Annotated in this window: 2 protein-coding genes; one reads left to right on the top strand and one right to left on the bottom strand. The window is 51.4% G+C overall.

Going from position 1 to position 6,510, the window contains the following annotated elements:
• Positions 1–182 precede the first annotated feature (182 nt).
• Positions 183–4,655 carry a choice-of-anchor D domain-containing protein gene (locus MGMO_RS04080; RefSeq protein WP_161808461.1) on the top strand — a complete coding sequence of 1,491 codons (4,473 nt, stop codon included), beginning with the start codon at positions 183–185 and terminating at the stop codon, positions 4,653–4,655.
• A gap of 242 nt (positions 4,656–4,897) precedes the next feature.
• On the opposite strand, the gene ispG is transcribed toward MGMO_RS04080, so the two are convergent.
• On the bottom strand, positions 4,898–6,115 hold the full coding sequence (ispG, locus tag MGMO_RS04075; protein ID WP_023493763.1) for a flavodoxin-dependent (E)-4-hydroxy-3-methylbut-2-enyl-diphosphate synthase: 1,218 nt from the start codon (positions 6,113–6,115) through the stop codon (positions 4,898–4,900).
• Positions 6,116–6,510 lie beyond the last annotated feature (395 nt).

Genomic DNA, 6,510 nt, shown 5'->3' with positions numbered 1-6,510 from the left:
AAGACTGCATCCACAAATAGCAACTTCAAGATAAATCAAAAAACAACGCGTCATGGTCGTTCGATCCGTATTGCGATGGCGAAAAGTTTATGAAATTCATGGACACAAGAACTGCAGAATTGGCCGTAACAAGTAACAGTGTCGTCTCTGCTTGGCAAAATCGTTATACACAGGAGTCTAAGGTGAATAACAAAAAAGAAATTTTAAGGGGCAGAGGGATAAAATCCGCGCGCCATGTTTTTACATTAGTAACGCTAGTGACAAGTGCTGCCGTGTGTGCTGTCCCTGACGCGCCGATTAATATCATCGATTTTCCACAACGGGACTTCGTTTCAGCCAGCGGATATTCGAACGATGATAAGGTTGTCGTCCGAGTAATCCACGACCCCTTAATCTACGGTGCTGCCACGGGCGGCACGACCGGTGAAAATGCCGCCGACTGGATTTCGCCCCAGGGCGATCCAGCCGACGCACCGGGTACGTTCTCCGGTATTGTCGAAGTCAACCATCCGGGCGGCGCCTGCTGGAAAGACCAAACCCCTGACATCCGTCCGGGTGACCGTATACAGATTGAAGTTATGCAAGGCACTAACATCGGTCGCACCGACGAAACCATTGTGCAGAACATTACCGCAAAGCGTCCCGTTCAAACCGCTCCGGGCACTATAGTCGTTCACGGGGCAGCCCAAGACAATGTAGGCGTTCCGTTGCCGATATCAATTCTCGAACAACGCCTTGTTGCTCCGGGGGAATTATTCCAACTCAACAATAAACGCACCTTACGGGCGACTTCCGTCGCCGGTTCCGACGGTACGCTGGCTTATGACCCGATTGGCTCAGCCAATCCCAATGGCATCAACTGGACGGCAACCTACAGCGGCTTGAGCGATGCAGACATCACTATTGCGCTGGGCGCTGAATCGCGTGGAATGTGGTTGGGCAACGCGTTAGCCCCAGCCTTAGAAACAACGGTCTATGAAATTGGCGGGGCGATTGCCCCAGGCCCAGGCGCTCCATGCACTGCACCGCTGGAAGTCCTGCCGCCACCTGCGGGTAGCGAGTTGGTTCCACCAAGTATTCCCGCTCACCTAATCGCTAGCGTAGATAACAGCAATACCGTCACGCTCGATTGGGACGATTCAACTGATAATGTCGGCGTAACCGCCTATGGTATTTATCGCAACGGTACAAACATCTTCACCCTCTCTAATCCTGACGGTTCTGCGCCGGCACCTTCTACATTTGTTGACCGTAACACGCCGCCTGGCACTTATACTTACCAAGTTAAAGCATTTGACGAAGTGGGGAACGGTTCAGCTTTCTCAAATACTGCAGACCCAATTACTGCAGTAAACCGAATCGACCCAGGCACTTTCGAGTCCTTACCTCAGTTTCACGAGCCACCGCTACTCCCCATTAATATCATCGCATTCCCTTCACGTGACTTCATATCACCTAGTGGCTATCAGCTTGACGATAAGGTCACAGTTGAAATTCTGCGCCAAGGTCCAGATGGGAGCAAGATTATTGTCAGCTCCGCCAATGGTATCATCCCCACCGCCGACGGCTTTGCCGAGGTCAACCATCCTGGCGGCGCTTGCTGGGAAGGCGTGACACCCGAAATACGTGCGGGTGACATTGTCCGCACCATTGCCTACAATGACAGCGTTACCGATAACCCCGATCATATCCGATCCATAGACCAAACCCGTATAGCCGGTGTGACGGCATTCAAGCCGCACATTATTCAGGACGAAACCATACCCGGCCTTTCAAATGATGGCATCGTCGAAATTCACGGTACAGCGCTTGGTGCAGATGGTCAACCGCTTCCGCTTGACCAAATAGAGCAACGCATGATCGCGACCCGTGATCACTTCGACTTCAATGGCCGTCGCTCCATGCGTGCCGCATTGGGGTCGGACGGGACATTAACTTACGATGCCATAGCCAGTAACAATCCGATGGGGGTCAATTGGACGGCGACTTATACCAACCTCAGTGCGGACGATGTCGCCCGTATGGCTGGTGGAACGAGCAGTTCGACAGGCAAGGTGTTCCCTGGTGCAGATACGCGCATCCACTGGCTAGGCAGGGATCCTGCGTTGCTCAACGAGGCAACCATCTTCGAAAACTCACCTGACGCAAATCCACCTGGACCTGCAGGCCCAGGATGTACCAGGCCACTTGAATCGATTGATACCAGCAAGCCAACAATACCCGCTAGCTTCACGGCGACAGTCATCGGCAACCAAGTGACTTTCAATTGGTCGCCGTCTACAGACGACTGGTACGTGGCGGGCTACCGTATTTTTGATGGCACTACCCCAGTCGCAAATACCGGCTCTTCCGCTACCAGCTTCACGCTCAATAATGTTACTCCGGGGCCGCACAACTTTAAACTGAGCGCTTTCGACACGGCTTCACCGCTTGGCCTGGGCGCAGACAGCATTGCCCAGATTTCTACGGGATTGGGTAATTTATACGGCAATATGTCTGATCTGGCTTCGTTGTCAAACCCAGGTGGCATCGTCACGAGTGATGTTACGCCACCGACGCTAGCGACCAACTTGACAGGTGCTGTAGGCACTGGGAATATAGCGGGTAACCCCGTTGCCACAATAGCATTGACTTGGACGGCTTCCACTGACAATGTAGGAGTGGATCATTACATCCTGCATCGCAACCCTAGCCTACATAGCTCGCCATTGGATATAACGGTTGCCGGAGATGCGACTTCGTTCACAGATGGGTTAGATTCTGCCCATCTGCTCATCAACGATAGCTATACCTATACTGTAGAGGCATTTGATGCGGCAAACAATCATTCGGCACAATCGGCTTCAATAACCCTTACGGTTACCGATGCACCGGATAATTTTGCCCCGTCCGTTCCCGGCACACCTATTGCGAGTGTCACTAACCCAGATCCGGTCAGTGGGAAAGATGTTGCAATCACTTGGGTTGCCTCGACTGATGACATCGGCGTGGCAGGTTACGGTGTTTACCGTAACGGTTCGGCAACACCAATCGCGACGGTGAACGGTTCAACGTTAACCTATACTGATGCTAACCTACCTGCGGGCACATATACTTACACGGTGGATGCATTCGATTCAGTAGGTCACCGCTCCGCTATTTCAGCGCTTTCCGGTCCGGCTGTTATCGCCAATGATACGCCCACAGGTAAACATTCGCTGATCGGGTTTCCTGCACGTGATTTTATTTCGGCTTCTGGATATTATTTTCCAGGACATACCTTTCACTTTGAGTTAATCCGTGGTGCCACAAAATTCATTTCAGGCCAAATACAAAATACGGTAGGTGACCTGACAGGTACACTTGAGGTTAATCATCCTGGAGGCACATGCTGGCTCGGTACTACGCCTGATATGCACGCAGGCGATGTGATCCGCATTGTGGACGAAACCACGGGTATCGCTGAACAAACGACAGTGGCCAATGTGACAGCAGAACGACCAATCGCGATCAATGCCAATACCGTTGTGGTCCATGGCACGGCGCAAACTGCCGACGGACAACCTATACCCGTTGGTCAACTTGAGAATCGATTGGTGACGGGAAGCGCTAACCTCTTCGAGCTGAACGGTAAGCGGGTGCTGCGTGCGGCTTCAGCAATAGCGGATGGTGTCTTGGCATACGATTCACCTGGGTCAGTCAATTGGACAGCTGCGTACACGAATCTTTCGGTAGACGATGTGTTTCGGGCTGTCGGTGGAACCAATGCCATCGGCATGGTTTTTCCTGGCGCGGAATCGCGAGCTGTCTGGCTTGGCAAAAATCCGCTGGCAGGTAACGAGTTGACAATCTTTGAAAACGGCCCTGGTGTTATAGGTGGGGCGGCTGGTGCTCCCTGTACAGCCGTATTTGAGGGAGCGATTGCATTGGCAAGCATTGATACGGCGAGTGTTAATTTCCCAGGCACTCAGTTCCTGCCGGCCCCTGCGATCAGTGCCACCCAAACGGTGACGTTAAGCAACAGTGGTGGAGTACCCCTGACAGTAACGAATGTCTATTTCGCGGGAGCTAATCCAGGGGACTTCATTAGGATTGGCGGTAGTTGCCCCGTCTCGCCTGGTGTCCTTAATGTTGGCCAAAGCTGTACCGTATTAGTTGCATTCAGGCCCACTGCAGTAGGGACGCGGCAGGCTAACCTGAGTTTCTCAGGCAATGCGGCTAACACGACTGACCTAACCGTACCGCTGACTGGTATCGGTATAGGTGCCGAAATTATTCCGGCAGCACAGGCACCCGTTGCGCTTAGTGCGGCCAATGTTGCGCCAATAGCCATTCCGGCAATCAACACCGGGACTAATACCGTACTGGCATTCACCAAAACTTCAATTAAGTTCGGTACGGTAACTCGGAATACCAGCAAAGACCTGACGGTAACTGTGAAGAATATTGGCAACGTAGCGGCAACCCTGAACTTGTCTAAATTCAGGGTGAACGGCGCACGCTTCAGCAAGGTTTCTACGAACTGCGCCAGATTGGGTGTCAACCGTAGTTGCAACGTCGTAGTTCGTTACACCGCCCCAGCAAAAAGTGTAACGGCCAACGGTGCGCTTAGCATTATTGGCGTGAGTGGGATGCTAAATACAGTAACGGCTAACCTGACGGCTAATACCCGCTAGGCTGGTCAATCAACTCCTGATATTAAGGAAGGCGGCAGGGAAAATTCCCTGTCGCCTTTTTTCTATCAACACATTCTATAATTTCAAGATTTTTCCCATCTCAGATCCTGTGCGGGAAAGCAATGGACGGCTGCTTTAGGGAAGGGTGGAGTTAACGATGCGAATATCGACGGTTAAGTTTGTACTGTAAAATTAAAACCGCGAAACGTATCCTACAAAAGTGATGGCGTTGATCCTTAAAATTACACACCATAATGCGATTCAATGTAACGCTGTACAACACCTTGAAATTCCTGAGCAATACGGTCGCCTTTTAAGGTGACGGTCTTCACGCCGTCTTCATAAACCGGGGCGACGGGAGATTCGCCCGTGCCGGGCAAGCTAATGCCGATATTGGCGTTTTTGCTTTCCCCTGGGCCGTTCACCACGCAGCCCATGACCGCGACTTCCATGGCTTCCACACCAGGATATTGGGTACGCCAGACAGGCATTTGGTCGCGCAAATAGGTTTGGATATCTTGCGCCAAATGCTGGAAATAATCGCTGGTGGTGCGTCCACAGCCGGGGCAGGCGATAACCATCGGGGTAAACGAGCGGAAGCCCATCGTTTGCAGTAATTCCTGGGCGACGATGACTTCCTTGGTGCGCGATGCGCCAGGTTCAGGCGTGAGCGAAATACGGATGGTATCGCCTATGCCTTGCTGCATAAGAACGCCTAAAGCCGCAGAAGACGACACGATGCCCTTAGAACCCATGCCTGCTTCGGTCAAACCTAGATGTAAGGTGTAGTTGCAACGGCTGGCTAAATCCTGGTAAATACTGATCAATTCCTGCACGTTGCTGATTTTACAAGAGAGAATGATCTTGTCTTTGCCCAGCCCTATTTCTTCCGCTTTCGCTGCACTTTCCAATGCCGACAATACGATGGCTTTGCGGGTGACGGCGGCTAAAGGTTCTGGATTGGTCAAGGCACGGTTTTCGTCCAGCAAACGGGTGAACACCGATTGATCGAGACTGCCGCCATTCACACCGATCCGCACGGGTTTATTGTATTTACAAGCAAATTCCACCATCATTTGGAACTGCGGGTCGCGTGCTTTACCCCTGCCCACATTGCCGGGATTGATGCGATATTTGTCCAAGGCTTCCGCGCAAGCGGGGTTATTCTCCAACAAACGGTGGCCGTTAAAATGGAAATCACCGATAACCGGCACGGAATAACCGTTCTTGAGCAATTGGTTCTTTATTTCAGGCACGGCCSCTGCCGCTTCTTCGGTATTGACGGTGATCCGCACCAATTCAGAACCGGCATCGGCCAGCTCCATGATCTGCTTGGCCGTTCCTGCGGCATCGGCAGTATCGGTGTTGGTCATCGACTGCACCACAATCGGTGCACCGCCGCCGACTTTGACATTGCCGACGGAAACTTGATGGGTGATTTTTCTCATACTGATAGACATAGGCTTAACCCTTTGGAAAAGATGGTTTTATCTGAAACAATAAGCTGAATTATACGCTATTTTAAGTAGTGTGTAGCTCTGGCTAGACAAACTCAATACTGTTTAGTAAGTAATTGAGTTCCTTCTCCCTTGAGGGAGAAGGTTAGGATGAGGGGGATTTAAAGCATTTTTCCTTATTTTTTGATTCTCCTCACCCCAGCCCTCTCCATCAGGAGAGGGCGATATTTTCTTACCAATCTCTACTTGCTCGTAAAAATTTCGCCAAAATTCCAAGGGTTCAGCAGATCATACCAATGCCAATAGTTTCTTATATTAATAAAGCCCACTGTCGGGTACACAGATTTCTAATAGTGTCGGGCTGGCTGGCAAACCGGTTCCATGCCTGGCAACACACC

This window comes from Methyloglobulus morosus KoM1 (assembly GCF_000496735.2).
GTDB classification, from domain to species: Bacteria; Pseudomonadota; Gammaproteobacteria; order Methylococcales; family Methylomonadaceae; genus Methyloglobulus; species Methyloglobulus morosus.
Note: the sequence above shows the minus strand (reverse complement) of the source record. Positions and strands in the feature narration are given on the sequence as shown.